The organism is Massilia sp. CT11-137, from assembly GCF_047302885.1.
Lineage (GTDB): Bacteria > Pseudomonadota > Gammaproteobacteria > Burkholderiales > Burkholderiaceae_D > Telluria > Telluria orientalis.
The window spans coordinates 973,915-1,000,519 of the sequence record NZ_JBKYMP010000001.1 but is presented as its reverse complement, the minus strand read 5'-3'; the positions used below and the strand labels follow the sequence as shown (position 1 = coordinate 1,000,519).

Annotated in this window: 23 protein-coding genes; 9 read left to right on the top strand and 14 right to left on the bottom strand. The window is 66.6% G+C overall.

Translation table 11 applies throughout. From position 1 onward, the window contains the following. Window positions 1-7: 7 nt before the first annotated feature. Genes ACEN98_RS04505 through ACEN98_RS04495 form a run of 3 tightly spaced genes read right to left on the bottom strand, consistent with a single transcriptional unit; the run spans window position 8 to window position 5,140 of the window. A complete protein-coding gene (locus tag ACEN98_RS04505) occupies window positions 8-2,590 on the bottom strand; it encodes an EAL domain-containing protein (RefSeq protein WP_413381803.1) in 2,583 nt (860 codons plus the stop codon). Then, window positions 2,587-4,593, bottom strand: coding sequence for an ATP-binding protein (locus ACEN98_RS04500; RefSeq protein WP_413381800.1), 2,007 nt, complete (start codon window positions 4,591-4,593; stop codon window positions 2,587-2,589). Before ACEN98_RS04500 ends, ACEN98_RS04505 begins: the two co-directional genes overlap by 4 nt. A 4-nt stretch (window positions 4,594-4,597) precedes the next feature. Beyond that, window positions 4,598-5,140: a YfiR family protein gene (locus tag ACEN98_RS04495; RefSeq protein ID WP_413381797.1), complete on the bottom strand. Its 543-nt coding sequence runs from the start codon at window positions 5,138-5,140 to the stop codon at window positions 4,598-4,600. A gap of 370 nt (window positions 5,141-5,510) precedes the next feature. Between ACEN98_RS04495 and ACEN98_RS04490 the strand changes: the two genes are divergently transcribed. The 5 genes from ACEN98_RS04490 to ACEN98_RS04470 all read left to right on the top strand — a co-directional run bounded on the left by ACEN98_RS04490 (window position 5,511) and on the right by ACEN98_RS04470 (window position 11,198). Continuing rightward, window positions 5,511-5,993, top strand: a complete 483-nt coding sequence (locus tag ACEN98_RS04490) for a CinA family protein (RefSeq protein ID WP_036236278.1) — start codon at window positions 5,511-5,513, stop codon at window positions 5,991-5,993. A gap of 2 nt (window positions 5,994-5,995) precedes the next feature. Beyond that, on the top strand, window positions 5,996-6,886 hold the full coding sequence (locus ACEN98_RS04485; protein ID WP_413381794.1) for a metallophosphoesterase family protein: 891 nt from the start codon (window positions 5,996-5,998) through the stop codon (window positions 6,884-6,886). 15 nt (window positions 6,887-6,901) lie between these two features. Further along, complete coding sequence (locus ACEN98_RS04480; protein WP_413381791.1) at window positions 6,902-9,688, top strand: M16 family metallopeptidase; 2,787 nt, start codon at window positions 6,902-6,904, stop codon at window positions 9,686-9,688. A gap of 194 nt (window positions 9,689-9,882) precedes the next feature. Further along, window positions 9,883-10,200, top strand: a complete 318-nt coding sequence (locus tag ACEN98_RS04475) for an ArsR/SmtB family transcription factor (RefSeq protein WP_036236165.1) — start codon at window positions 9,883-9,885, stop codon at window positions 10,198-10,200. Further along, on the top strand, window positions 10,197-11,198 hold the full coding sequence (locus ACEN98_RS04470) for a cation diffusion facilitator family transporter (protein ID WP_413381788.1): 1,002 nt from the start codon (window positions 10,197-10,199) through the stop codon (window positions 11,196-11,198). The genes ACEN98_RS04475 and ACEN98_RS04470 overlap by 4 nt, the downstream gene beginning before the upstream one ends. 48 nt (window positions 11,199-11,246) lie before the next feature. On the opposite strand, the gene cysK is transcribed toward ACEN98_RS04470, so the two are convergent. The 3 genes from cysK to tcdA all read right to left on the bottom strand — a co-directional run bounded on the left by cysK (window position 11,247) and on the right by tcdA (window position 13,787). After that, window positions 11,247-12,179: a cysteine synthase A gene (gene cysK / locus ACEN98_RS04465; protein WP_413337275.1), complete on the bottom strand. Its 933-nt coding sequence runs from the start codon at window positions 12,177-12,179 to the stop codon at window positions 11,247-11,249. Window positions 12,180-12,330: 151 nt separating this feature from the next. Continuing rightward, window positions 12,331-12,873, bottom strand: coding sequence for an FKBP-type peptidyl-prolyl cis-trans isomerase (locus tag ACEN98_RS04460; protein WP_413337276.1), 543 nt, complete (start codon window positions 12,871-12,873; stop codon window positions 12,331-12,333). A gap of 35 nt (window positions 12,874-12,908) precedes the next feature. After that, on the bottom strand, window positions 12,909-13,787 hold the full coding sequence (gene tcdA, locus ACEN98_RS04455; protein WP_413337277.1) for a tRNA cyclic N6-threonylcarbamoyladenosine(37) synthase TcdA: 879 nt from the start codon (window positions 13,785-13,787) through the stop codon (window positions 12,909-12,911). Between the two features lie 100 nt (window positions 13,788-13,887). Between tcdA and pdxH the strand changes: the two genes are divergently transcribed. Beyond that, a complete protein-coding gene (gene pdxH, locus ACEN98_RS04450; RefSeq protein ID WP_413381785.1) occupies window positions 13,888-15,084 on the top strand; it encodes a pyridoxamine 5'-phosphate oxidase in 1,197 nt (398 codons plus the stop codon). A 38-nt stretch (window positions 15,085-15,122) separates the two neighbouring features. Beyond that, complete coding sequence (locus ACEN98_RS04445) at window positions 15,123-16,337, top strand: class I SAM-dependent methyltransferase (RefSeq protein ID WP_413381782.1); 1,215 nt, start codon at window positions 15,123-15,125, stop codon at window positions 16,335-16,337. A 25-nt stretch (window positions 16,338-16,362) separates the two neighbouring features. On the opposite strand, the gene msrA is transcribed toward ACEN98_RS04445, so the two are convergent. Continuing rightward, window positions 16,363-16,902: a peptide-methionine (S)-S-oxide reductase MsrA gene (msrA, locus tag ACEN98_RS04440; RefSeq protein WP_413381779.1), complete on the bottom strand. Its 540-nt coding sequence runs from the start codon at window positions 16,900-16,902 to the stop codon at window positions 16,363-16,365. Window positions 16,903-17,008: 106 nt separating this feature from the next. Between msrA and ACEN98_RS04435 the strand changes: the two genes are divergently transcribed. Both ACEN98_RS04435 and ACEN98_RS04430 read left to right on the top strand, forming a co-directional pair. Beyond that, on the top strand, window positions 17,009-17,509 hold the full coding sequence (locus ACEN98_RS04435) for a flavin reductase family protein (RefSeq protein WP_413337281.1): 501 nt from the start codon (window positions 17,009-17,011) through the stop codon (window positions 17,507-17,509). A gap of 132 nt (window positions 17,510-17,641) precedes the next feature. After that, window positions 17,642-18,835: an acyl-CoA dehydrogenase gene (locus ACEN98_RS04430; RefSeq protein WP_413381776.1), complete on the top strand. Its 1,194-nt coding sequence runs from the start codon at window positions 17,642-17,644 to the stop codon at window positions 18,833-18,835. Between the two features lie 63 nt (window positions 18,836-18,898). On the opposite strand, the gene ACEN98_RS04425 is transcribed toward ACEN98_RS04430, so the two are convergent. From ACEN98_RS04425 to ACEN98_RS04395, 7 genes are all read right to left on the bottom strand, one after another. Next, a complete protein-coding gene (locus tag ACEN98_RS04425) occupies window positions 18,899-19,576 on the bottom strand; it encodes an OmpW/AlkL family protein (protein ID WP_413381773.1) in 678 nt (225 codons plus the stop codon). A 178-nt stretch (window positions 19,577-19,754) separates the two neighbouring features. After that, on the bottom strand, window positions 19,755-21,125 hold the full coding sequence (locus tag ACEN98_RS04420) for an SGNH/GDSL hydrolase family protein (RefSeq protein WP_413381770.1): 1,371 nt from the start codon (window positions 21,123-21,125) through the stop codon (window positions 19,755-19,757). Window positions 21,126-21,321: 196 nt separating this feature from the next. Further along, window positions 21,322-22,833, bottom strand: coding sequence for an alpha/beta hydrolase family protein (locus tag ACEN98_RS04415; RefSeq protein WP_413381767.1), 1,512 nt, complete (start codon window positions 22,831-22,833; stop codon window positions 21,322-21,324). A gap of 109 nt (window positions 22,834-22,942) precedes the next feature. Beyond that, window positions 22,943-23,968 (bottom strand): L-threonylcarbamoyladenylate synthase, encoded by a 1,026-nt coding sequence (locus ACEN98_RS04410; protein WP_413381764.1) that lies wholly within the window; start codon window positions 23,966-23,968, stop codon window positions 22,943-22,945. Continuing rightward, window positions 23,965-25,155 (bottom strand): 5-(carboxyamino)imidazole ribonucleotide synthase, encoded by a 1,191-nt coding sequence (locus ACEN98_RS04405; RefSeq protein WP_413381761.1) that lies wholly within the window; start codon window positions 25,153-25,155, stop codon window positions 23,965-23,967. The genes ACEN98_RS04410 and ACEN98_RS04405 overlap by 4 nt, the downstream gene beginning before the upstream one ends. Continuing rightward, a complete protein-coding gene (purE, locus tag ACEN98_RS04400) occupies window positions 25,155-25,661 on the bottom strand; it encodes a 5-(carboxyamino)imidazole ribonucleotide mutase (RefSeq protein WP_371767239.1) in 507 nt (168 codons plus the stop codon). Before purE ends, ACEN98_RS04405 begins: the two co-directional genes overlap by 1 nt. Beyond that, the gene (locus tag ACEN98_RS04395; RefSeq protein WP_413337288.1) at window positions 25,661-26,557 is read right to left on the bottom strand and encodes a phosphoribosylaminoimidazolesuccinocarboxamide synthase; all 897 of its coding nucleotides are present in this window, start codon (window positions 26,555-26,557) and stop codon (window positions 25,661-25,663) included. The genes purE and ACEN98_RS04395 overlap by 1 nt, the downstream gene beginning before the upstream one ends. Window positions 26,558-26,605 lie beyond the last annotated feature (48 nt).

Here is a 26,605-nt window from a genome sequence, read left to right as displayed (position 1 = left end):
CACGCGTTCACGCCGCTTCCTCGTCCCCGCGCGGCGTCTTGCGGTCATCGTACGGACCGTGCGTGAGCCAGTACTGGCGGAACGCGAGCCGCACGTTGTCGCGCAATTCCGTCTCGTTCCACGGTTTCGTGTAGAAGCGGTAGATGGCGCCCCGGTTGATCGAATCGAGCACCGTCTCCACGCCCGTGTAGCCGGACAGGATGATGCGCATCGTGTCCGGATACATCTCCTTGACCTTGCTGAGGAATTCGGTGCCGTTCATCACGGGCATCTTCTGGTCGCACAGGATCACCTGCACGTGGTACAGCGCCAGCAATTCGAAGCCCTCGGCCGGCGACGCGGCCGTCAGCACGCGGTAGTTGTCGCGCCTGAACAGCCGGTGCAGCGCGGCCAGCACGTTGACGTCGTCGTCCACCAGCAGCAGCGTCTGGACGTTGCGGTCGTCCTCCGCCGGGCGCGTCGGCTGGGCGCGGTTCTCCAGCACCAGCCGGGCCAGGTCGGCCGGCGGCAGCGCGCGCGAAAAATGAAAACCCTGGATCTCGTCGCAGCGGTGGCGGCGCAGCAGCGCCATCTGCGCGCGCGATTCCACGCCCTCCGCGATCACCTGCATGTGCAGGCTGTGCGCCATGCTGATGATGGCCAGCGCGATCGCGGCGTCGTCCGGGTTCGTCGTGATGTCGCGCACGAACGCGATGTCGATCTTCAGCTTGTCGATCGGGAAGCGCTTCAAGTACGCGAGGCTCGAATAGCCGGTGCCGAAATCGTCGATGGCGATGCGGATGCCCAGTGCTTTCAAGCGCTCCAGCACTTGCACCGTGTGCTCGAAGTTCGACATCAGCGCGCTTTCCGTCAGCTCCAGTTCGAGCAGGCCCGGATCCACGCGGTGCTCCGCCAGCGCCGCGCGGATGTCGCCTTCCAGGTCGCCCTCGACGAACTGGCGGCTCGACACGTTGACGGCCACGCGTACGTCGCGCACGCCCTCCGCATTCCACGCGGCGATCTGGCGGCAGGCCTCGTCGATGATCCACGCGCCCACGCGCACGACCATGCCCGTGTCTTCCATGACGGGCACGAATTCGGCCGGGTACACGAGGCCGACGCCGGGACGGCGCCAGCGCAGCAGCGCCTCCACGCCGGTCACGCGGCCCGTGTTCAGGTCCAGCTTGGGCTGGTAGTGCAGCTCGAACTGCTCGCCGTCGATGGCCGCGCGCAGCGCCAGTTCGAGGTCGAGCCGCGCCAGCACCTGCACGTTCATCCCGGCCGTGAAGAAGCGGTAGCCGTCGCGGCCCGCCTCCTTCGCGCGCACCATCGCCACGTCCGCGTATTTCACCAGCGTGCCCGGGTCCGTGGCGTCGTCCGGGTACATCGCGATGCCGATGCTGGCCGTCAGCACGGCCTGCTGGCCGTTCAGGTCGAACGGGGCGCGCAGCGCCTCGCGCACCTCGTTGGCGACGCTGACCGCTTCGTCCTCCGTCTGCTCGCGCGTCATCGTCAGGATCAGCGCGAACTCGTCGCCACCGAGCCGGCCGATCGTGTCGCGCAGGCGTACGCAGCGCACCAGTCTCGTGCTGAACTGGCGCAGCAGCTCGTCGCCCAGCGCGGGGCCGAGCGAGTCGTTGACGATTTTAAAGCGGTCGAGCGTGATGAACAGCACGGCGATACGCCAGTTCTTGTCTTGCGCGAGTTCGATGGCGTCGCGCAGCGTGTGGAAGAACAGGCTGCGGTTCGGCAGGCCGGTCAGGCTGTCGTAGTTCGACATGTGCTTCAGGCGCTGCGCGGCCTGCAGGCGCTCGCTGATGTCGCGCGCGACAGCGATCAGGATGCGGTGGCTGTTGTCCTGCTGCTGCAGCTGCCAGCTGATCTCGACCGGCACCGCGCCCTGCCCGTCCGCGCGCAGCAGCTCCGTCTCGACGATGTCGTGCTCGCGCGACGTGGACGCCGGGTCCGCATAGCGTTCGAGCTGAGCGCGTTCCGCGAGGCCCAGCGCCACCGGATCGATGCGCAGCAGCGCCTCGCGCGAAAAACCCAGCATGCGGCAGGCGCCGTCGCTGACGTCGACCATCGCCATCGTGCGCGCGTCGACGAGGAAGATGGCGTCGGTGGTCGCGTCCATCGCGCCGCGGAAGCGCTGCAGCTCGGCCGTCCGCTCGCGCACCGTGCGCTCCATGCGCGCGCCGTAGTCCTGCGACTCCTTGTGGAACAGCCGCACTTCGAGCAGGTTGCGGATGCGCGTCAGGACCTCCACCGTGTCGAACGGCTTGCCGATGAAGTCGCGCGCGCCCGCTTCCAGCGCGGCCAGCTTCTTGTCCGGCTCCGCCGTCACCACGAGCACGGGCAGCCAGGACTCGCGCTCCATCGGCTTCAACGCTTCCATCACCTGGAAGCCGTCCATGTGCGGCATCTGCAGGTCGAGGATGATCAGGTCGTAGCGATGCTGCAGGTGCAGCGCGGCGACCTGGCGCGGGTCGGTGGTGCTGGCGACGTGCTCGTAGCCGCTGGTCTTGAGCAGGAACTCGAGCAGCTGCACGTTCACCGGTTCGTCGTCGACGACGAGGATGTGCGCGTGGCGGATGTCGGTGGCGGAAATCATGGGGTCGTCCTCATTCGGGCTGACAGTACGGCGTCGATGGCCTCGTTGAACTGGCCGATGTCGATCGGCTTGGTCAGGTAGTACGTGAAGCCGGCCGCCAGCGCGCGGTCGATGTCGGCGCGCATGGCGTTGGCGGATACCGCGATGGCCGGGATCCGCGCGGTCTCGGGTTCGCGGCGCAGCTGCGCCAGGACCTCGAACCCGGAGAGGCCGGGCAGGTTCAGGTCCATCAGGATGACGTCGGGTTTCTGGCTGCGCGCGAGCGACAGGCCGAAGTGGCCGTCCGGCGCGCTCACGAGGCGCAGGTCGGACCGGAAGCGCACGATCTCCTGCACGAGCTTCAGGTTGGCCGGATTGTCTTCGATGTACAGCACCGTATGCGGCTCTCCGGGTCCGGTGCCGTCCGCCCGGACGGGCACCGACCGCGCGGCAGGCGGGGCGGCAGGCGACGCGCCATCCGTACCGGCGACGGCCAGCTCGATCCAGAACACGCTGCCCACGCCGGGGCTGCTGGTCACGCCGATCTCGCCGCCCATCAGCTCGACGAGGCGGCGCGTCACCACGAGGCCGATGCCCGTGCCTTCCTGCGTGCCTGCTTCCTGGCCCAGGCGGTTGAAGGGCTGGAACAGGCCCGCGACCTGTTCAGGGCTCAAGCCCATGCCCGTGTCCTGCACCGACAGGCGCAGGCGCTGCGGCGCCGGTTGCGCGCAATCGACGACGATGGCGCCGCCGTCGCGGTTGTACTTCACCGCGTTCGACAACAGGTTCAGCAGGACCTGCTTCAGGCGCGTACGGTCGGCCAGCAGGCGCGCCGCCGGCGCCTCCGGGAACAGCACGCGCACGCCGCGCGCGGCGGCCAGCGGCGCGATCATGCCCTCGCATTCGGCGAGCACCTCGGCCAGCAGCACCGGTTCCATCGACAGGCTCACGGCCCCTGCCTCGACCTTGGCCAGGTCGAGGATCTCGTTGATCAGGGTGAGCAGGTGTCGGCCGGATTTCAGGATATGGCCGGAGAATTCGAGCTTCTGCTCCGGCGTCGTCGGCATGTCCTTCGATGCCAGGATCTGCGCGAAGCCGAGGATGGCGTTGAGCGGCGTGCGCAGCTCATGGCTCATCGACGACAGGAACGCGGACTTGGCCTGGTTGGCATTCCGCGCTTCGTCGATCGCGAGTCCCAGTTCCGAATTGGCGAGCTCCAGCTGGGCCGTGCGTTCCTGCACGCGCGCTTCCAGGCCTTCGTTCAGGCGCGCGATCTCGCGGTTCGAGTCTTCGAGCGCGCGCGTGCGCTGCTCGATCTCGGTCAGCATCGCGTTGAAGGAGTCGACGAGTTCCGCCGCCTCGTCCTCGCTGATGCGCGGCGCGCGCCGCGAATAGTCGCGCCGCGCCACGACTTCGCGCGCGATGCGGGTGATGGCATCGATGGGCGTCGTGATCGTGTGGCCGAGGCGGCGCACGAGCAGCCACGCGGTGAACAGGGCCAGCACCGTCACGCACGCGCAGATGACGAGGTAGTCGCGCATGCGTTCCATCAGCTGGTTTTCCGAGCGCAGGTAGACGGTGCCGAGCAGGTCGCCGTTTTCGCTGATCGGCTTGTACAGCACCAGTTCGTCGCCGCGCCCGACATAGGTTGCCGTGCCGCCCGCATGCACGGACCGGCCGCCCTTCGCGGGCCGCACCGGGAACGTGCTGTCCGCGCCGGGCGCCACATAGGTCGCGAACAGCGCGCCCTTCTCGTCGTAGATCGCGGCGGCGCGCACCGACGGCCGGCTGCGCAGCAGGGCCAGGTTCTCGCGCGCGAGGCGCGCGTCGTCGAAGGCCAGCGCGGCCGACGTCATGTGCCCCACCAGTTCGGCCTGCGTCGCGAGGTCGGTCAGCAGCGCGTGTTTATAGCTGCGCAGGTCGTAGACGACGACGGTGCCGACGGACACGGCCAGCGCGGCGAGCGTCGTCGACATCACGATCGTGACGAGTTTTTCGCGGATGGAGCGGCGCGGACGGATCATGGCATCACCACGTCGCCAGCGCCAGCAGGCGCGCGCTGATGCGCAGCTGCGCGGCCATCGCTTCGAGCCGGTCGATGCGCAGCCGCAGGCGGTCCCCGTCCGCCACGAGTCCGACGACGCAACCGGGTGCGGGGACGCCGTCGCACACCGTCAATACGGGCTGGCTGCGCACGGCCGCGAGCAACCGGCCGCGCGCGGGCGACGCGGCCACGTACAGGACGTGCAGGCCGGGCGGCAGCGCGCGCGGGTCGACGCGCCGGACCGCCAGCGCGCGGCCATGCACGAGGCGGCCCGTCATGAATTGTGCGGCTTCGATGGCCAGCGCGTCGTTACCGGCGACGCCGACCAGCAACGGACTGCCGGCGTGCGCGAACGCGGCGTCCGGCCAGTCGACGAACGTGGCCACACGGTACAGGTAGGCCGCCTTGAGCTTGTGCTCAGGCGCGCCAAGGGGGCCTGTGCCGGCGTGGGCGGCACCCGCGAGGATCAGCAGGCACAGCGCCGCCCGGCGGACAGGCCGCGCGGCTGCGCGTGAAAAGACCATCATGAGTATGCCGGCCCCGGATGGTCATGCGCGAAACGGTCGAGCGGCATGCGAGGTCCTGGTTCGGTCAATGAACAACAAGCGGGCCAGCCCGCAAGGCGAGCAGGATAGCAGCACGACCGGGGACGATGTCGCACGGAACGGGGCCTGTCATTTACAGCGGTAAAGACATTTGCGTTTGTAAGGACGCTAAAGGCATAACCGCAAGAATGGCTTTTCGTTAAGATTCCGATGCCGCAGGGCGGGAAGGCGCGCTAGAATGGACGCGAGCGCGCAGCGGAACGTTTCCGCGACCGGCACACGGCGGCGCACTCGGTTGGATCCTGGAGACCTGGCGGTTCTCTGCTACCGCCATTACAAGGAGGAGCGACACGTGACGAACGACATCATCGACCTGGCCACCCGTGTAGGCCGGGCACTCGAATCCAAGAACCTGCTGCTGGCCACGGCCGAATCCTGCACCGGCGGCGGCGTCTCCCAGGCCATCACGGAAATCCCCGGCTCGACCGGCTGGTTCGAATGCGGTTTCGTGACGTATTCGAACGCCTCCAAGACGGAGATGCTGGACGTGCCGGCCGCGCTGATCGCGCAATTCGGTTCCGTCAGCGAGGAAGTCGCGGGCGCGATGGCCGAGGGCGCGGTCGCCAACAGCAACGCCGACGTGGCCGTGTCCACGACCGGCATCGCCGGCCCGACCGGCGCCGTGCCCGGCAAGCCCGTGGGCACGGTGTGCTTCGGCTGGTCGAAGGGCGACACGACGTACACCGAACGCCTCGTATTCTCCGGCGACCGCCACGCGGTCCGCGAGCAGACGGTGGCGCACGCGCTGGCCGGCCTCTTGCGGCTGCTCGAGTAAGGATGCGCCGTCTGGCCGCGGCCGCGCTCCTGGCGGCCGCTTCCTTGAACGCGGCCGCAGCAAGCCCGGACCAGGGCATCACCGTGTACGCGGCCGGCGACATCGCGCGCTGTGCATACCGCGATCCGGCGTATTCGGGCGCGGCCGACACGGCCGCCACCGTCGCCGCCGGCCTCGCGCAGGACCCGCTGGCCGTCGTGCTGGCGCTGGGCGACCTGACCTATCCGCGCGGCGCCATGAAGGAGTTCACCGGCTGCTATGCGCCGACGTGGGGCCGCTTCAAGGACCGCACGTGGCCCGCACCCGGCAACCACGAGTACTACACGCCGGGCGCGAAGCCCTATTTCGACTGGTGGGGGGCGCGCGCCGGCCGCGGTTACTACAGCTTCGAGCTGGGCACCTGGCACATCATCTCGCTGGACAGCAACGTCGCCCCGGCCCAGCACGCGGCCCAGCTGGACTGGCTGCGCGCCGACCTCGCCGCCCACCCCGCGCGCTGCACGCTCGCCTACTGGCACCATCCGCTGTACAGCTCGGGCGGCCACGGCAGCATCCCGAAGATGCGCGACGCCTGGCAGCTGCTGTACGCGGCCGGCGCCGAGCTGGTGCTGTCCGGCCATGACCACGACTACGAACGCTTCGCCCCGCAGGATGCGGATGGCCGGCTCGACCCGACGCACGGCATCCGCCAGTTCGTCGTCGGCACCGGCGGCGCGTATCCGACGCCGTTCCTGTTCACCGTCGCGCACAGCGAAGTCCGCGACAGCAACCGCACCGGCGTGCTGCGCCTGCGCCTGTACGCGGGCGGGTACGGCTGGGAATTCGTCGAGTCGACGCGGCTCGCGTCCTTCAGCATCGCCCCACCCGACCGCGGCAGCGCCGCCTGTCATTAAAACAACGGAGCCCGCATGACACGCCTCCTCTCCTGTTTTTCCCTGCTGCTCCTCCTCGCAGGGCCGGTGGCAGCGGCCGAGGTGCCCGAGGTCCGCTACGACAAGACGACGCTGCCCAACGGCCTGGAAGTGATCCTCGTCGAGGACCACCGCCTGCCCAACGTTGCGGTCAACATCTGGTACCACGTCGGCCCCGCCAACGAGGCGCCAGGGCTCACCGGCTTCGCCCACCTGTTCGAGCACATGATGTTCGCCGGGACGCGGCACCTGCCGCGCGGCCTCGCCGACCGCCTGCTGGAAGGCGCCGGCGCCACCGACAGCAACGGCAGCACGGACTACGACCGCACCAATTACTACGACACGGTACCGTCGAACCAGCTCGAACTCGCGCTGTGGGTCCACGCCGACCGCATGGGCTACCTGCTCGACGTGCTGGATCAGGCGGCGCTGTCGAACCAGCAGGACGTCGTGCGCAACGAGCGCCGCCAGAGCGTCGAGAACCGCCCCTACGGCGTCGTCGAGGAAGCGCTGAACCACGCGCTGTTCCCGAAGACGCACCCGTATTACGCCGCCGTCATCGGCTCGCACGCCGACATCCAGAACGCGAAGCTGGCCGACGTGCGCGATTTCTTCAAACGCTACTATGGCCCGAACAACGCCAGCATCGTGATCGCCGGCGACATCGACAAGGCCAAGACGCGCGCCCTCGTCGCCAAATACTTCGGCAGCTTCAAAAAGAGTCCGCCCGTCGTGCATCCGAAGGTCGCGACACCCGCCATCGCGCGCGAGCGCCGCATCACGGTGCCGGACCGCGTGGAGCTGCCGCGCCTGTACATGGCGTGGCTCACGCCGCCGGCCTTCCAGCCGGGCGACGCCGAGCTGGCGGTGACGGCACAGATCCTCGCGGGCGGCAAGTCGAGCCGCCTGTATAAAACCCTCGTGTACGAACGGCAGATCGCGCAGGAAGCGGCGGCCGCGCAGAATTCCAACGCGCTGACGTCGACCTTCATCGTCGACGCGACCGCGCGCCCGGGCCACGAACCGTCCGAGCTGGAGACGGCGATCGATGCGGAACTCAAGGCGCTGCGCGACACGGGACCGTCCGAGCAGGAAGTCGAACGCGCCCGCAACACGATCGAGACGGCGATGCTGACGTCGATCGAGAAGCTGGGCGGCACGGGCCTCGCGAACCAGATCAACCAGTACAACCAGTACACGGGCGACCCGGGCTACCTGCCGAAGGACATCGAGCGCCTGCGCCGCGTCACCGCCGCCGACGTGCGCCGCGTCGCGCAGGCCTACCTGCAGCCGAACGCGCGCGTGATCGTCGCCGGCGTGCCGGGCAAGCCGGACCTCGGCCCCGACGTGCCGGCGCCGCCACCGCCCCAAGTCTCGAAGACCGGCAAGATCGACCGCGCCGCCGGCATCAACCGCGACGAGGCGTGGCGCCGCACGCCGCCGAAACCGGGACCGGCGCCGCGCTTCACGCTGCCGCAGGGCGACGCGTTCAAGCTGCCGAACGGGCTGACGGTCATCGTCCACCCGAACCCCGCGCTGCCGCTCGTGGCGGCGGAACTGGTCGTGAAAAGCGGCTCCGACGCCAATCCATCCGACCAGCCGGGCCTCGCCGGCTTCACGGCGCAGATGCTGGACGAAGGCACGGCCACCCGCAGCGCGCCGCGCATCGCCGACGAGATCGCGCAGCTCGGCGCCTTCCTCGGCAGCGGGAGTACGGCGGACGCGTCGACCGTGTCGCTGCTCGCGCTGCGTTCCACGTTCCCGCAGGCGCTGGACGTGTTGGCCGACGTCGTGCTGCACCCGGCCTTCCCGACCGCGGAAGTCGAACGCCAGCGCGCCTCCCGCATCGGCGAACTGACGCAGCAGCGCGACGATCCCGCCCTCGTCGCCGTCGTCGCCGCGGCCGGTGCGTTGTACGGCCCGGATCACCCGTACGGCTACGGCCAGCTGGGCACGGAACAGGCGATCCGCGCGACGACGCGCGAAGACCTCGTGCGCTTCTGGCGCCGCCACTACCTGCCGGGCAATGCGGCCCTCGTCGTCTCCGGCGACATCACGGCGGACGAGTTGCGCACGCTGGCAACGGCCCGCTTCGGCGGCTGGGAACGCGCCGATGCTGCCGTGACGTCGGTCGGCGATCCTGCCGGCACCAAGGCGCGCCTCGTCGTCGTCGACAAGCCGGGCACGCCGCAGACGGCGCTGCGCGTGACGACGATCGCGGCCGCGCGCAGGACGCCGGACTATCCGGCCATGCAGGTCATGAACGCGGCGCTGGGCGGCCTGTTCTCGAGCCGCATCAACCTCAACCTGCGCGAAGACAAGGGCTACAGCTACGGCGTGTTCTCGGCGTTCCGCTACGACCGCACACCGGGCCCGTTCACCATCGCGGGCAGCGTGCGCACGGATGTCACGGGGGCTTCCATTTCCGAGATCTTCAGGGAAGTGAACGGCATGCGCGCCAAGCCGCTGCCTGCGGCCGAACTGGCGGGCGCGCGCGACTCGCAGGTGTATTCGCTGCCGGGACAGTTCGAAACGAACAGCGGCATCGGGGCGAGCCTGGCCGAGACTTTCGTGTTCGACCTGCCGGCGGATTACTGGCGCACCCTGCCCGACCGGTTCCGCGCCGTGACGGCGGCGCAGGTGCAGGCGGCGGCGCAGAAATACCTGAAGCCTGATCAGCTGAAAGTCATCGCCGTCGGGGATCGCGCGGCGATTCTGCCGCAGTTGCAGAAGCTTGGGTTGGGGCAGCCGGAGGTGCGGGACGTGGATGGGCAGGTGCCGTAACGCTCCGGTAACACCAACTTCCGCGTGGGCACGGGGTGCCCACTCTACCCGTGCGCCGCTCGATTCGTAGGGTGGGCGCCCCGAGCCCGCCAAACGCGCGAGTCTTCATTACACCTTCGCCACGTCGGTACGATATCCCTTGCGCCCGCCACGTCTATGCGCTTAACATGTGAACAGTTCTTCAAACGTTAAGCATGAGCATCCCACCCGACATCGACAATGCGGTCGACGAACTCGCCGACCTGTTCCACCTGCTGGGCGACCCCACGCGGTTGCGGATCGTGCTCGCCTGCCTGGCGCAGCCGACGGCCGTGGGCGATATCGCCGGCGCGTTGAACCTGTCCAGTTCGCTGGTCAGCCACCACTTGCGCCTGTTGCGCGCGGCCCGCATCGTCAAGGCGGAGCGCCAGGGCAAGCAGGTGTTCTATGCGGCCGCCGATGCCCACATCAGCGGCCTGCTTTCCAATATGTTCGAACACATCGCCGAACCCACCACCGGACTGGACGCATGAGTCACCACCATTCCCACGGCCATGGACATGGCCACCATCATCACCCGACGCCGGGCGACAACGGCCGCGCGTTCGGCATCGCGATCGGCCTGAACACCGCGTTCGTCGCCATCGAATTCATCTACGGCTTCATCGCCAACTCGACGGCGCTGATGGCCGATGCCGGCCACAACCTGTCCGACGTGCTGGGTCTCGGCCTCGCCTGGGGCGCCGCGCTGCTGACGAAGAGCGCGCCCACGCGCCGTTTCACGTACGGCATGCGCGGCACGACCATCCTGGCCGCCCTCGCCAACGCCCTGCTGCTGATGGTGGCCTGCGGCGCCATCGCATGGGAAGCCGTGCATCGCTTCGCCCATCCGGAACCGGTGGCCGGCACGACGGTGTCCATCGTCGCCCTCGTCGGCGTGCTGATCAACGGCTTCTCGGCCTGGCTGTTCGTGGCCGGCAGCAAGGACGACATCAACGTGCGCGGCGCCTACCAGCACATGGCGGCGGATGCCTTGCTGTCGCTTGGCGTCGTCATCTCCGGCGTCGTGATCATCTACACGGGCTGGTCGTGGCTCGACCCGGTCGTCAGCCTCGTGCTCGTCGTCGTGATCGTCGTGGGGACGTGGTCGCTGCTCAAGGAATCGATCCAGATGGTGCTGGCGGGCGTGCCGGCCAGTGTCGACGCGACGGGCGTCACGGCCTTCCTGGCCGCGCAACCCGGCGTGACCGAAGTGCACGACGTCCACATCTGGGCGATGAGCACGACGGAAACGGCCCTCACGGCCCACCTCGTGATGCCGGGCGGCTATCCGGGCGATGCGGCCATCGACGAGATCGTCGGGCACCTGCGCGAGGATTTCGCCATCCATCACTGCACGCTGCAGGTGGAGCAAGGGACGACCAAGCACAGCAGTTGCTGCCTGCACGATGGGCCGGAGGCGCATGACGATCACGATCACGATCACGATCATGATCATGACCATCATCACGGTCACTCACACGCACACTAAATAAAACGGCCCGCATGCAAGCGGGCCGTTTTTACATGGAAAGCCTGATCAGCCGGCCAGGTTCGCGTACAACGCCGTACTGAGATAGCGCTCGCCGAACGACGGAATGATCGTCACGATCAGCTTGCCCGCATTTTCCGGCCGTTTGGCGACCTGGATCGCGGCCCACAGGGCAGCGCCGGACGAGATGCCGACCAGCAGCCCCTCCTCGCGCGCGGCCGCACGAGCCGTCTCGAAAGCATCCTCGTTCTTGACGGTGATGACTTCGTCGTAGGCTTTCGTGTTCAGCACGTCCGGAATGAAGCCGGCGCCGAGGCCCTGGATCGGGTGCGGGCCCTTCGTGCCCTTCGACAGGATCGGCGACGCTTCCGGTTCCACGGCGATGGCCTGGAACGACGGCTTCCTCGCCTTGATCACTTCGGCCACGCCCGTGATCGTGCCGCCCGTGCCGATGCCGGCCACGAGGATGTCGACCTTGCCGTCGGTATCGCGCCAGATTTCCTCGGCCGTCGTGCGGCGGTGGACTTCCGGGTTGGCGGGATTGTTGAACTGCTGGGGCATGAAGCAGTTCGGGTCGGCCGCGACGATTTCCTCGGCGCGGCGGATGGCGCCCAGCATGCCTTCCGGCCCCGGCGTGAGCACCAGTTCGGCGCCGTAGGCGCGCAGCAGCATGCGCCGTTCGTTGCTCATCGTTTCCGGCATGACGAGGCGGCAGCGGTAGCCGCGCGCCGCGCACACCATTGCCAGCGCGATGCCCGTGTTGCCGCTGGTGGGCTCGACGATGATGGTGTTCGGGCCGATCTTGCCGGCCTGCTCGGCCGCTTCGATCATGGCCCAGCCGATCCGGTCCTTCACGCTGTGGGCCGGATTGTAGAACTCGAGCTTGGCGGTGAGATCGGCGCCGGCGCCCTGCGCCAGGCGGCGGATCCGCACCAAGGGGGTATTGCCGATCAGTTCCGTCACGTCGTTCGCGATACGCATGCAGTTCTCCCGTTGATGAGTTTTGACTTAAGAAAACATCGAAAAACCTACTGCGCGTTGCACTGTCGGTCTTCGATGCTCGCTGTACTAGCGTACAGCTGCGCTTCTCAACCGACATTGCTGCCGCTCGTGACGGTTTTTCGAGGTTCCCTTACTTGACCTTCAGGAGTTCGACGTCGAAGATCAGGTCGGAATCCGGCGGAATGGAACCGCCGCCTGCGCCGCGCTTGCCGTACGCGAGTTCGCTCGGGATGATCAGCGTGCGCTTGCCGCCCACCTTCATGCCCTGCACGCCCTGCTCCCAGCCCTTGATGACCTGGCGCGCGCCGAGCTGGAACTCGAGCGGTTCGCGGCCCGCGTCCAGCGACGAGTCGAATTTGCGGCCGCGCTGCCTGGCGGCCAGCGGCTTGTAGAACCAGCCCGTGTAGTTGACGACGACCGTGCTGCCGACGCTGGCTTCGGCACCCTTGCCGATCACGTGGTCGACGACCTGCACCTTCGGCCCTTGCTGTTCCTGGCCAGCGGGCGTCGGGTCGACGGGATTGTTCGGGTTGCCGGGATGGGCCGCGTTGGCGGTGGCCTGGGCCGGGTCCTTGGGACCTTGCAGGCCGTCGCCGGCCTGCTGGGATGCGTCCTGCGCGTTGGCGGCGACGGCCGCCAGCAGCAGGCTCGCGAGGGCGATACGACGGATCATGGAGCCTCTTTTCACGAATCAGTAAAAAACTGATCCTATGATAACAAGGCCTCCTCGGGTTGCACAGCGTCGACGGATTCGGTTACATGATCCGGCACCGGCACGGCATTCGCCTCCTCCGCCATCTTGCGCAACATGTGGCCGGCCGCGACCATGCCGAACGTCGCGGTGACGACCATGCTCGAGCCGAAGCCGGCGCAGTTCAGGCCCGTGATGCTGTTCGCGTCGACTTCGCAGGCGTCGCCGTCGCCGGACTGCGGGTAGCGCAGCGGTTCCATCGAGAACACGGCGTCGATGTGGTACTTGTTCTTTTCGCCGCGCGCGAAGCCGTAGCGGGCACGCAGGATCTTGCGCACTTTCTTCAGCAGCGGTTCCTGCTCGGTACGGGCGAGGTCGCGCACTTCGATTTTGGTCGGATCCAGTTGGCCGCCGGCGCCGCCGATGACGATCAGCGGGATCGCATGCTGGCTGCAGTACGCGATCAGCGCGGCCTTGGCCTTGACGCTGTCGATCGCGTCGACGACGTAGTCGAAACCGTCGGTGCCGATCATCTGCGGAATGTTGTCCGGATCGATGAAGTCTTCGACGAGATCGACCTGGCAGTACGGATTGATGAGCGCGATGCGCTGTTTCAGCGCCTCGATCTTGGGCATGCCGACCGTGGTCGACAGGGCCTGGATCTGCCGGTTGATGTTGGATTCGGCCACGTTGTCGAGGTCGATGAGCGTGAGCCGGCCGACGGCGCTGCGGGCCAGCGCCTCGACGATCCAGGAGCCGACGCCGCCGACGCCGACCACGCAAACGTGCGCCGCACGGAACCGTTCCAGTGCACGCTCGCCGTAGAGGCGGGCAATGCCGCCGAAGCGCCGCTCGAAGTCGACGTCATCGAAGAGGGAGGTGGAAATCGTAGTCATGATCCCTTCATTTTACCGGACGGAATGGCGCTCATTGCTCTAAAATAACTTTCAGTCAATCAAAAAATTTCCCGCATTCTGCAAGTCCACAACAGCGATCATGAACAACCTTCTTGCCGACCCCGCTCCCGACTTCGACCAACCCGTCGCCGTCCTCAAGCATTGCCACGGCCGCATCCGCAAACAGCTTGCGACCATGGAAAAACTGCTCGCCCACCTGCCCGAACACGGCGCCGACGAGCAGGCGCGCCAGGCGGCTACGGCCGTACTGAAATACTTCGACAAGGCCGCCCACCTGCACCACGAAGACGAGGAACAGGACCTGCTGCCGATGCTGCTCGCGGTCGCCAAGGGCGACGATGCGGCCACGCTGCAGGCGCTCGCGCCCATGATCCTGCAGGAACACAAGGACATGGATGCAATGTGGCAAGACCTGCACGAGCAACTGGCGGGCATCGCGGACGGCAGCGGCACGCAGCTGTCGGCTTCGATCGTGCGCCGCTTCGTGCAGAGCTATCACGGCCATATGGAACGCGAAGAAGGCATCGTCGCGCCGATGGCGCTGCGCCTCTTTGGTCCGGATCAGATGGCGCGCCTGGGCGGCGCGATGCGCCAGCGCCGCGGCCTCGAACAGGCGGTGGCCCCGGCACCTTCGATCGGCGAACAAGTCGCCGACCTGCGCAAGGATTACGGCCAGGCCCGCCTGGACGAAAGCGACGTCGCCGACGACCCGATGGACCAGTTCACGCGCTGGTTCGAGGAGGCGCTGAAGGCCGAAGTGAACGAGCCGAACGCGATGAGCGTGGCCACCGTGGGCGAAGATGGGCGGCCGACGTCGCGCATTGTTCTCGTCAAGCAATTCGATGCGCGCGGCTTCACGTGGTACACGAATTACGACAGCCAGAAAGGCAGGCAGCTGGCAAGCAAGCCTTTTGCAGCTCTGCTATTCTTCTGGAGTGAACTTGAACGGCAAGTGCGGATCGAAGGCAGAGTTGAGCGCACGAGTGCCGAGGAAAGCGATAAGTATTTCAACAGCCGACCATTGAAAAGCCGGCTGTCGGCGATCGCGTCCGAACAAAGCGAGCCGATCGCAAACCGTGCCGCCCTCGAAGAACACTACGAGCAAGTGGCGCGTCAGTATGGCGAAGCACCGCCACGGCCACAACACTGGGGCGGTTTTCGCCTGGTGCCGGAACGGATCGAGTTCTGGCAGGGGCGGCGTTCACGCTTCCACGACCGCATCGTCTACACGCGGCAGGAAGATGGCAGCTGGACGCGGCAACGTTTGCAACCCTGACCCGGTGCATCCGGTTCAGGATCAGCCGGAGAAGACGCGTGTTCGATCAACTGAAGCTTTCCGCCTGGACCTCAGGCATACGCAGTAAATTCAACCTGCCTCTGCGCGTGGAATTATGGAACGGCGCGCAGGTGGACCTGTCCCCTGAGCAACCACGCGTGAAAATCCGCGTCCCGAACCCGGGCGGCCTGCGCTACCTCCTTGCGCCGTCGTTGGGCAACCTCGGCGAGGCCTATGTCGAAGGCGCGCTCGAGATCGAAGGACGCGCGGCCGACATGATCCAGGTGGGTTCCGCCCTCGCGGAATCGACGGGCAAGCCGGCGCGCGCGAGCCGCGTCGCCAGCGCCGCCCTGCGCCTCGTCTCGCCGCACACGCGCGAGAAGGATGCCGAGGCAATCCGCTACCACTACGACGTCTCCAACGAGTTCTACGGCCTGTTCCTCGACCCGGCCATGGTGTATTCCTGCGCCTATTTCGAAAACGGCGACGAGGACCTGGCCACGGCCCAGCAAAAGAAGATCGACCACATCCTCACCAAGATCGGCGTGCAGCCGGGCCAGACGCTGCTCGACATCGGCTGCGGCTGGGGCGCGCTCGTGATCCGTGCGGCCAGCAAGTTCGGGGCGCGCTGCGTCGGCGTCACGCTGTCCGAACGCCAGTACGAGCTGGCGCGCGAGCGCGTGGCGCAGGCCGGGTTGCAGGACCGTGTCGAGATCCGCTTGCAGGACTACCGCGACGTCGCGGGCAGTTTTGACCGCATCACGAGCGTCGGCATGTTCGAGCACGTGGGCGTGGACAATTTACCGGAATACTTCCGCCGCATCAGCAAGCTACTGGCGCCGGGCGGTGTCGTGATGAACCACGGCATCACCACGACCGATGTCGAGCAGCGCAACAGCCCGCACGGCAGTGGCGAGTTCATCGACAAATACGTGTTCCCCCACGGCGAGCTGGCGCATCTGTCCACCGTCATCCGCACGATGCAGGAAGGCGGACTCGAGGTCCGCGACGTGGAAAACCTGCGCCGCCACTATGCCCGCACGTGCGCGCTGTGGACCGAGAATTTCGAGAACAATGCCGACCGCATCCGGGCGACGTGCGATCCAAAGACGTTCCGCATCTGGCACGTCTACCTGGCCGGCTGCGCGTACGGCTTCGCACACGACTGGATCAGCCTGTACCAGATCGTGTGCGGCAAGGCGGGCGAAGAACCGGACCTGATTCCGTGGTCGCGGCGGTACATGTATCGCTAGCCGTGATTGATGCCCCCGGCATAAATCACTTCACCCGATCCGTGAACACCTTGCGGAACTTGGCCACCTTGGGCGCCACCACGAACGCGCAATACCCCTGCAACGGGTGCTGCGCAAAATAATTCTGGTGGTAGTCCTCGGCCTTGTACCACTGCTCGGCCGGCAGCACCTGCGTGACGATCGGCGCATCCCACACGGCGGCCATCTCGGCCATTACCTTGCGCGCCGTCGCTTCCTGTTCCGGCGACGTGAAGAAGATCACCGAACGGTATTGCGTGCCGACGTCGTTGCCCTGGCGGTTCGGCGTCGTCGGGTCGTGGATGGTGAAAAAGATTTCCAGGATGTCGCGATAACCGATCACGTTCGGATCGAATTCCAGGCGCACCACTTCCGCGTGGCCCGTCGTGCCCGCGCACACCTGCTCGTAGGTCGGCGCGGGAATCTCGCCGCCCATATAGCCCGATTCCACGCGGAGAATACCGCGCGCTTCCAGGTAAACCGCTTCCAGGCACCAGAAACACCCGCCGCCCAGGATGGCCACTTCGGTTGCTGATTGCTGGCTCATGCTGACTCCTCGAGGGATAAATAGTTGTTCATGGTTTCACTGTAAACGAAAGTGCGCGGTCGTGCAGGCTCGGGGGACCGCCGGCCATTGATGGCATAATGCGCGCATGAACACCAGCTCACCTCGCGCCACCACGCGCGGTTTCGATTCCGCCCATTTTCGCCAGGCCCTGTCCCAATTCGCGACCGGTGTCACCGTCATCACGACCCGCCTGGGCGACGGCAAATTCCGCGGCCTGACCGCGTCCTCTTTCAATTCCGTATCGCTGGAGCCGCCGCTGGTGCTGTGGAGCCTGTCGAACGTCGCCAACAGCCTGCCCATCTTCACCGGCAATTCGCACTACGTCATCAACGTATTGTCCGCCGGCCAGGAAGAGCTGGCGCGCCGGTTCTCGCGCCGTGGCCAGGATCCGTTCGAAGGCGTCGAGTACGAATTGTCGCGCACCGGCCTGCCGATCCTGAAGGGCGTCTCCGCCTGGTTCGAATGCCACAACCGGAGCCGCTACCCGGAAGGCGACCACGTGATCTTCGTGGGCGAAGTGGAAGACTGCGCCGTGCATCCACAGTCCGCCCTGCTGTTCCATGGCGGGCGGTTCGGCAGCACCTGATCCTTGTTTGAAAAATGAAAATGCCTGTCGCAGTTTGAAAAGATGTGACGGGACGGGGTTTCTATAATGGCTCGTCCCGGGCGGCCATCCATTCGCCCGCCACATTCTTACAAAGATTGAGACAGGAGCCCCATGAGCCGTTCCGATACGCCCCGCAAAGCCCAGTTCCATTGGGATGATCCGTTGCTGCTGAACGAGCAGTTGCTCGACGAAGAACGCATGGTGCGCGACGCCGCCGCGGCCTATTGCCAGGACAAGCTGCTGCCGCGCGTCCTCGAAGCCTTCCGTCACGAAACCACCGACGCGTCCATCTTCCGCGAGATGGGCGAGCTCGGCCTGCTGGGCCCGACCATCCCCGAGCAATACGGCGGCCCCGGCCTGAACTACGTCAGCTATGGCCTGATCGCGCGCGAAGTCGAGCGCGTCGATTCCGGCTACCGCTCGATGATGAGCGTGCAATCGTCGCTCGTGATGGTGCCCATCTACGAATTCGGCAATGAAGAAACGAAGCAGAAATACCTGCCGAAACTGGCCACCGGCGAGTGGATCGGCTGCTTCGGCCTGACCGAACCGAACCACGGCTCCGACCCGGGCTCGATGGTCACGCGCGCGCGCAAGGTCGACGGCGGCTACTCGCTGTCCGGCTCGAAGATGTGGATCACGAACTCGCCGATCGCCGACGTGTTCGTCGTCTGGGCGAAGGATGACGAAGGCAAGATCCGCGGCTTCGTGCTGGAAAAGGGCTGGAAAGGCCTGTCGGCGCCGGCCATCCATGGCAAGGTGGGCCTGCGCGCGTCGATCACGGGCGAGATCGTGATGGACGAGGTGTTCTGCCCCGAAGAAAACGCGTTCCCGGAAGTGCGCGGCCTGAAGGGTCCGTTCACGTGCCTGAATTCGGCCCGCTACGGTATCGCCTGGGGCGCGCTGGGCGCCGCGGAAGACTGCTGGCACCGTTCGCGCCAGTACGTGCTGGACCGCAAGCAATTCGGCAAGCCGCTGGCCGCCAACCAGCTGATCCAGAAAAAACTGGCGGACATGCAGACGGAAATCACGCTGGGCCTGCAGGGCGTCCTGCGTCTGGGCCGCATGAAGGACGAGGGCACGGCCGCGGTCGAGATCACGTCGATCATGAAGCGCAATTCGTGCGGCAAGGCACTCGACATCGCACGCATGGCGCGCGACATGATGGGCGGTAACGGCATCAGCGACGAGTTCGGCGTGGCGCGTCACCTCGTCAACCTGGAAGTCGTCAACACGTACGAAGGTACGCACGACATCCACGCGCTGATCCTGGGCCGCGCGCAGACCGGTATCGCGGCGTTCTGATCGCCCCGGTGCACGAAAAAAAACCCGCCGAACACGGCGGGTTTTTTATTGCGCGAAACGCGCTCAGAACTTGTAGCCCAGGGTCAGCACGGTCGACTTCGGGTCCAGCTTCATGTGCTGGTTCTGCCCCGTCGAGAAGTGGACGTCGGTCCGCAGGCGGGTCTTCACGAGTGCGGCGTTGAGGAACCATTTCTCGTTGAAGTTCCAGACGGCACCGATCTGGCCCGAATAAGTCAGTTTGTTGTCGATGCTAAACGTCGTGGCCGAACCGCCCGGGTTCGTCAGCGCGGTCAGGCGGAACGAACCGGTTTCCTTGTAGAAGTAGGCATAGGTCACGCCCAGGCCGACGTAAGGACGGAACGCCGCGTTCGGCGAGAAGAAACGGTATTGCGCGAACAACGTCGGCGGCAAGGCATGCGCCGTGCCCAGCTCGCCCGTGCCGGCGATGGCGCCTGCGCCGTAGATGCTGTGCTTGTACGGCTTCGCGATCGTGAATTCGGCGGTGATGTTGTCGGTGATCCCGTAGTTGATGATCGCCACCGGTTCCGTGTCCTTGCCGACGTCGCCCAGCGAATTCGGCAGGGCCGGGGCGGAAATCGCGCCGCTTTCTACCTTCGGTTCGATCTCGATGGCGCCCAGCGACACGGCCCACTTCCCCTTGGCCTGTGCCGCGGCGCTGCCCGCCACGGCCAGCGCACCCGCGGCGACCAGCAGTTTCACGACGTTGGAACTTACTTTCATGTTATCTCCTGATTCTTATTGATGGCCCGCCCGCGGACGGGCCTGTCGTGAACGTCGAAAAACCTGCTGCGCGTTGCACTGTCGGGTTGCGATGCTCGCTGTACTCCTCGTACAGCTCCGCTTCGCGCCCGACATTGCGGCCGCTCGCGACGATTTTTCGAGGTCCCCTTCGTGACGATTACAGCCAGCCCTTCACGGCCATCTGCTCGAGGACGTAGCGCGCGATCAGCCAGTTCTCAAACGGCGTCGGGTGCACGTCGTCGGCGAACATGTAGCGGCTGACGTCGCCTGCGATCACGTTCTTCGCATTGCAGACGAGCGACGTCGTGCCCAGCGCGTTCTGGCCGCAGGCCGGGGTCGACGTATTGGTGAGGCCGTACGGGGCCGGGTTGATCACCTCGTCGTGGCTGATGGTCCACAGGTCGACGTACAGCACTTTCGGCTCGCTGGCGACAGCGGCCTTCAGCTGCGCATTGAAGGCGTCGACGGCTTTCACGATCAGCGCCTGGACGGCGGCCGACTGCGATTTGCCCGACGGCGTCGACGCCACGTCCGGCAGGTTGTTCACGACGACGTAGTTCGCGCCCTTGGCGACGATCTGCGTCTTGACGAGGACACCCAGCTCGGCGCCGGCCGTCGCCATCGCGGTGACGACACCCGCGGCGTTGGCGGTCAGGTAGTCGGCGCCCGCCTTCTGGCCGGCGGCCGTGGCGTCGGCCTGGGCCTTGGCGACCATCGGACCGTACACGGTCGCCTGCGCGGCGGCGGTGTTGCCGGCCATGACGGCGGCGGTGACGGCGGCTTGCACGACGGACGCGTCGGTGTGGCCCGCGCGCGCTGCTTCCGTCTGGATGGCGAGGCCGATCGCCTGGGCCGCGGTGGCCGGGTTCGTCGCACCGGCGGCCAGCTGGGTCGTCAGCGACACGGCGAAGGCCTGGGAACCGGCGGCGGTGCCGGCGGCGGTGGCGTTCGTCGACAGTTGGCCCAGCAGGAACAGGATATCGTTACCGCCGGCCAGCACGGTCACGAGTTCGGTACCGCTGAACTTGCCGCCGTTCTTGGCCAGGTGGTTCTCGATCTGCGTCACCACGGGCACGGTGGTCAGGCCCAGCGTCGGGTTCACGGCCTTGTTGTTCGGGCCGATCGGATTCGTCACGCGCGAGCCGCCCTGCGCGTAATTGAGGCAATTGGTGTTGAACGTAACGGGCACGGCGAAGCCCTTGGTCGCGTCGCCCTGCAGGCCGGTCTGGGCCGCGCACGGTGCCGGCAGCTTCAGCTGGGCTGCGACGAATTCGGTCCAGTTCTTGCCCGTCAGGTCAGCGTTGATCGACGTGTTGTCGCCGTTGATCGTGAACTTGCCGCCGCCCAGCGCCTTGACGCCACCGACGGCATAGGAGCCAACGTCGGACAGGCTGTCGCCGAACGATACCTGTGCGCTGAATTTGGTCACCGGGGTCTGGTCGCCGCCGCGAGGGCTGGTACTGCTGCCGCCGCAAGCCGTCAGGACGGCAGCGGTCAACAGCGCGAGCGCGAATGAGGTCTTACGCATTGTGTCTCCTAAAGAAATTTTTCTCTTTTGCAACGAACGGCCGTGCTATTCGTGTGCCAACTAATATGCCAGTGTTCGGCATCGTTGTATAGCGAAAAGCTTTGTCGTGCGCCGGCAACAACACCCTGTTGCGACGGCTGGGAGACGAGGCCGGCAGCGCGGCCGATTATAGCAATGCCGCCGGTGAATTCATGTCTTAATGTGACAATGTTATCTGAAAATAATCACGCGTCGCCGCCATGCAGAACGGCGCCACGAGACCCGCGTGATAGGCCGACGCGACGGCACCGTCGCCCGACGCCGCGCGCAGGATCGTCCTGGCCGCCACGAAGCCTGCCTTGGCCGAGCGGTACGGGTCGTTCAGGCTTGGGGTATCGTCGATGTCGAGCAGCGTGATCCTGCTGCCGCGCGCGCTGAAATAGCTCGCGGCCGACGTCGTGTTGAAGAATGGCACGACGGGGTCGTCGTGGCCGCCGCACAGCATCGTCGGTGCATTGGGCATATAGCTGCGCAGGTCATTGCGCACGAGCCATTTACGCAGGTTGTGAGCCGGAGTACAGGCCAGCGGCGACGTCGCACTCTGGTCGCACGGGTGCGCGGCGAGATCGGCCAGGTAGCCGCTGCGGTACGCCGTGCGGATCAGGTTGTTGGCGCCGAAATATGCCGTGTAGCCGGGCGTCTGCGGCTGCGAATCCGCGGCGAACAGGGCTGACTCGGGCAGCTTGCCCTGGTCGACGAGGTCACCGCTGCCGAGGCTGCCCGGCACCAGGTCGGCGATGGATGCGGCGTACTGCGTCTCGTAAACATCCGACGGCGTCGCGTACAGCGCGGCACTCGCATGCTGGCCCGCGTTGATGATCATCGGCACGATCACGGTGGCACCACTACGCGGTGCGCCGCCGAACAGGTCGTCGCCGAAGCGGGCGATGGCATACGGACCCGACATGCCGGACGCCGCCGTCAACGTGAACTCGTTCGTGCCCAGGTCTTGCATGGCGCGCTGCGTGGCCAGCGCGACATAGCCGCCTTGCGAATAGCCGGTGACCATCAGCTTGCCGGAATCCTTGGCGCCGATCGCCCCGAACGACGTGCGTGCGGCGCGCAGCGCGTCGATCATGTCGGCGGCCTGCGCGACGCGATCCAGGTACGGGTGGTAGCCCAGCGACGAACCGCTGTAGCCCGTATAGTTCGGCGCGACGACGATGAAGCCCTGGGCCGCGAACACGGCCGCCGCGAGGCGCGCTTCCGTGTTGTTGGCGATGTCGGCCATGTCGTAGGATTTCTGCAACGAGGTGCCGTGCGCGTACAGCACGACTGGCCGCGAGTTGCTGCACGATGCGCCGCCGCCGGTGGGCACGAAGACGGCGGCGCTGCCGTCCGTCGCTTCGCCGGCGCCGCCGATGGTGTTGTAGTGGACCTTGTACACGGAGACCGAGCACTGCGGCTGTCCCGCGACGGCCAAGGTGCCCTGCTGGGCCGATTCGAGGAAGCCGGCCAGCACGGTCGGAGTCAATGTGGTGAGACTCGCACCGCCGACGCTGACGGCCACGGAGGCGGCCTGCCCCACGAGGCTGCCGCGCGTCGCGACGGGCAGCGGTTCAGGATTCGCGACGCCGGTCGGCGTGCCGCCGGCGGTGGTGCCGCCGCTGCAAGCGGCAAGCAAATAGCCCAGCCCAAGGCTGCAGGCCAGGGTTAAGAGGGAACGCATGGATGTCCTTCGACTCACTGATCAAGGCAAAAGGCCCGCGCAGAAAGGCGGGCCGGGATTGCCGAGTAGCATGCACCGGACAGGCGTTTTTGGGAAGATTCCCGACTGATTACAGCGCGGTAGTGTTGTTTATCAACCCGTGCACGATGCCGGTCGAACCATGCGCGGCGCGGCGCAGGCGGTCGTTGACACCCAGCCATGGCCCGTCCTGCGGCGGCGCCTCGACGAGGATGACGTCGGCGCCCGTGCCATCCATCGCGCGCAGCGCCGCATACAACGCATGCGCAAAGCCTTCCGGAGAATTCGGCAGGCGGACGGCCGCGTGCGTGGCCGGCAAGTCGGCGTAATGGATCAGGGCGACCTTGCGTCCCGCCCCTTGCAACCTGGACAAGGTCTCGGCCAGGGTCGCCGTGTCCTGCATCGCGACCGGGGTGTGCGGCGCGTAATGCGATTCCAGCGTGCCCGAGGCGCGCGGTGCCGCGGCATCCGGACGGGCCGGCACCTGGTCGATCACGGCCGCGATGGCATCCGCCGAGATATGGCCCGGACGCAGCAGCACGGGGCCGTGCGTGGCGAGACGCGACAGATCCACGATCGTCGATTCGATGCCGACCTCGCTCGGGCCGCCATCCAGCACGAACGCGATGCGGCCGTGTTCTCCGATGTCGTCGCCGAACTCGTCGCGCACGTGCTGCGCGGTCGTCGGGCTGACGGCACCGAATTTGTTCGCGGACGGCGCCGCGATGCCGCCCTTCCCGCCCTTGAACGCCTGCAGCAGTTCGATGGCAACCGGGTGCGACGGGCAGCGGATGCCGACGGTGTCCTGGCCGCCCGAGACAGCGTCCGGAATGTGCGGCGCGCGTTTTAAAATCATCGTCAGCGGACCGGGCCAGAAGGCGTCGGCCAGCTGGCGCGCTTCCGACGGGATATCGGTGGCCCAGTAGTCGAGATCGGCGCCAGGCGCCACGTGCACGATCACGGGGTGATCCTGCGGGCGGCCCTTGGCGGCATAGATCGCGGCGACGGCAGCCGGATTCTCCGCGTCGGCGCCGAGGCCGTACACGGTCTCGGTCGGCAGCGCGACGAGGCGGCCGGCCTCGAGCGCGCGCGCGGCGGCCTTGATCACATCGGTCACGGCGCGATCCCGAGGATGGCGCAGGCCTGCGCAAAGTTTGCTTGCGCCTCTTGCAGCGTCGGCGCGACGAACGTCACGTGGCCCATCTTGCGGCCGCGGCGCGGGTCCGTCTTGCCGTACAGGTGCAGGTTGGCGCCGGGCAGCGCGAGCACCCGGTCCCACGCCGGTTCACGGACGGTCTCGCCCTCGAACCACACGTCGCCGAGGATGTTCAGCATGACGGCCGGCGAATGCTGGCGCACATCGCCCAGCGGCAGTTTCGCCATCGCACGGACCTGCTGCGCGAACTGGCTCGTGATGCACGCGTCGATCGTGTAGTGGCCGCTGTTGTGCGGCCGCGGCGCCATCTCGTTGACGACGAGCGAACCGTCCGCCAGCACGAAGAATTCGATGCACAGCACGCCGACGTAACCGAGCTCGGCCACGATGGCACGCGCCGCATCCTGCGCCTTGCGCGCGCATTCGTCGGACACGTTCGGGCCCGGCACGGTCGTGGTGAACAGGATGCCGTCGCGGTGCACGTTCTCCGCGATCGGGTAGACGACCGACTGGCCATCCGCCCCGCGCGCCGTCAGCACGGACACCTCGTACGCGAGCGGCAGCATCTTTTCCAGCAGACAGGTCACGCGGCCCATTGCCTCGAATGCCGCGCGGACGTCCTCGCGCGTGCGCACGCGCACCTGGCCCTTGCCGTCGTAGCCCATGCGCACCGTTTTCAGGATGCCTGGCAGCAGGTCCTCGGCGATCGCGTCGATGTCGGCATCGCTCGCGATCACCTTGTGCGGCGCCGGCATCACGCCGGATTTAGTCGCGCAGGCGACGAAGAAGGATTTTTCCGCGATGCGGTCCTGGGCGACGGACACGCCGTGCGCGTTCGGCGCGACGAACACCTGCTGCGCGAGGCGCGACAGGCTGGCGGCCGGGACGTTTTCGAATTCCGTCGTGACGGCCACGCATTGCGCGGCCAGCGCATCCAGGCCGGCCGCATCTTCATAGCCGGCCTCGACGAGGCGTTCGGCCACCTGGCCGGCCGGGCAGTCGGCCGACGGCTCCAGCACGGCCACGCGGTAGCCCATCGCCTGCGCGGCGTGGGCGAACATGCGGCCCAGCTGGCCGCCGCCCATCACGCCGAGCCACGCGGGTTCCGCGGCTTCCGGCAGATAGGCTAGTGACTTCGTAGTACTCATCAGTCGTTCACAGGCAGGGTCATGGCCTTGGCGGCGGCGGTCTGTTGCTGGCGGAATTGTTCAAGCTGGCCCGCCAGGGCGTCGTCGGTGGTGGCGATGATGGCGATCGCGGTCAGCGCGGCATTCGCGGCGCCGGCTTCGCCGATGGCGAACGTCGACACAGGAACGCCCTTCGGCATCTGCACGATCGACAGCAGCGAGTCTTCGCCGCGCAGGTATTTCGACGGCACGGGCACGCCCAGCACGGGCACGACCGTTTTCGCGGCGACCATGCCCGGCAGGTGCGCCGCACCGCCGGCACCGGCGATGATGGCGCGCAGGCCGCGGCGACGGGCGGATTCCGCGTACGCGAACATCTCGTCCGGCATGCGGTGCGCCGAGATCACTTGCGCTTCGAACGGCACGCCGAACTGCTTCAGCATGGCGCAGGCGTGCTGCATCACGTCCCAGTCGGAGCTGGAACCCATGATTACCCCGACCAGCGGCTTGTTCTGATCCGCCATCATTAAACCTTCAGCTTCTCGCCGGTCAGGCGTTCGATGGCTTCGAAGTACTTGGCCTGGGTTTTTTCGATGACGTCCTGCGGCAGCGCCGGCGCCGGCGGGGCCTTGTTCCAGTCCTTCAGCGTTTCCAGGTAGTCGCGCACGAACTGCTTGTCGAACGACGGCGGCGACATGTCCGGCGCGTACGAATCCGCGGGCCAGAAACGCGAGGAATCGGCGGTCAGGACTTCGTCCATCAGGTGCAGCACGCCGTTCTCGTCCAGGCCGAATTCGAACTTGGTGTCGGCGATGATGATGCCGCGCGTGGCCGCGTAGTCGGCGGCGGTCTTGTACAGCTGGATGCTGATGTCGCGGATTTTATTCGCCAGTTCGGAACCGATGCGCTGTTCCATGTCGGCGAAGCTGATGTTCTCATCGTGCTCGCCCAGGTCGGCTTTCGCGGCCGGGGTGAACAGCGGCTCGGGCAGCTTGTCGGCCTGGCGCAGGCCGGCCGGCAGCTGGATGCCGCAGACGGAGCCGGTCGCCTGGTAATCCTTCCAGCCCGAACCGATGATGTAGCCGCGCACGACGGCTTCCACGAGGATCGGCTTCAGGCGCTTGGCGACGACGGCGCGGCCTTTGACCTGCTCCACTTCCTCCGGTGCGACCACGGATTCCGGCGCCACGCCGGTCAAGTGGTTCGGCACGATGTGGCCGAGTTTTTCGAACCAGAAATCGCTCATCTGGTTCAGCACCATGCCCTTGCCGGGGATCGGTTCGTTCATGACGACGTCGAAGGCCGACAGGCGGTCGGTCGTGACGATCAGGATCTTGTCGTCGCCGACGGCGTAGTTGTCACGGACCTTGCCATGGCCCAGCAATGGCAGGGAGGAAATAGTGGATTGGTAGAGGCTTTTCATAGAGGGGATATCTTGATAAAGCGAAACCGGCGAAGAGGCCGGTCGGAT